This is a genomic window from Phormidesmis sp. 146-12 (genome assembly GCF_052939495.1).
Map to the genome: position 1 here is coordinate 1 of NZ_JBJPHS010000251.1, position 1,310 is coordinate 1,310.

Here is a 1,310-nt window from a genome sequence, read left to right on the forward strand (position 1 = left end):
CAATGGTTCGGACAAAATCAAACAGCGATCATGCCGTAAGAGCGTAGGGTCTGGTCGTTGGGATGGGATTTAATCTGAGTTGGGGAGAGGTCTAACTTTGAAATAAAGGTATCGAGTAGATGGTCATTGAGCGCCCGTCGCTTGACGCTTGCCATGGAGAAGACAAAGGGGTGATTGCCTAATTGCTGCTGCTGAACCTCCAGTTTGGCAAGATTGAGAGCCGTGAAACTGGCATTGAAATGGAAGTCGAGTTTTTGGCTCTGGCGCGACTGGCAATCACTCAGTCCGGTAAACTGCTTGGCATCGCGGAAAAGAAATTCGATTTGAAAGCGTAATTTGTAGAAGTGGTAGATGTCTTGGGCGCTCTGAGTCAGGTCGGTTGAGAATAAGATGACCGTGCCCGTCTTGTCAGGCTTGCGAGTGTCTTGGAGAACGGCAAGTCGAATCGGGCGCTTGAGGGAACGATGCCAGACCTGTTGGGTGTAGAGGTCAACGCCCGGTTGCAGTTGAGTCACCCAACTGAAGCGACGCAGGTCAGCTAAATCCACTTTGCCGTCATACTTGCGTCCGGCACCGCAGACCTTTTGCTTGCCCTCGAAGATGAACGCGAGATTGGCATCGCGCCGCAACTTGCTGATGACGTGCAGATTCAGAGCAACGGCTCCCGTGACGAACGCTTGTTTGGCATACGCCCCATCGACCGCCAAATATTGCACTTGAGGCGGTAGGTGAGGGCGGGCAAGTTCCAGGTGATACCGATAGTAGTCCATCCGCGTTAGTTCAGGAAAAGCCGCTTGGTCAAACGTCTGTTCTGCTAGCAGCGCATAGCCCACTTCACTCTTGACATCCACGACCCCCACTAAAGACACCTCTAATCCTTTTTCGACTCGGCTGTGGCTGCCGTTGTAAAACAGGTCAAGCCCAAACGTCTTTTTGCCACTCTTGGCGATAAATGAGGCATCCATCACCGCAATCAGAGTCGCTGCCTCCGATGTCGCCGCTTGGATCACGCCCGCGTTGAATGAAGCATAATCAAAGGACTTCGCAAACGCTCGTCGATACGTTTTCTCACTCATCGGGCTGTAGCGGCTTAAATTCGTAAAGTTCACCTTTCCACAGGCAATCACAATCGTCGCGAACAGCATCGTCAATACTTTCCTCTGAGGTTGGTTCACAATCCCCACTTTCTTCAACAAGCTCTGTACAATTTCCATAGCGCTATCGACCCGGTACTAGATTTCATTCATCAGCACCTTAAGCGGTCGATGGCTTTCTTGTCTATTTCTCCTCTAAATTTGTCCGAACCATTG

At 51.0% G+C, this 1,310-nt stretch carries 1 protein-coding gene; it reads right to left on the reverse strand.

Features of this window, described 5'->3' with window-relative positions; genetic code table 11:
- Positions 1-17: 17 nt before the first annotated feature.
- Positions 18-1,145, reverse strand: coding sequence for a transposase (locus tag ACKFKF_RS35060; RefSeq protein ID WP_446871946.1), 1,128 nt, complete (start codon positions 1,143-1,145; stop codon positions 18-20).
- Positions 1,146-1,310 lie beyond the last annotated feature (165 nt).

Bases quoted from the DNA above. Each gene is read 5' to 3' on its own strand.
- ACKFKF_RS35060 (WP_446871946.1), bottom strand. From the start codon at position 1,145: ATGCTGTTCGCGACGATTGTGATTGCCTGTGGAAAGGTGAACTTTACG.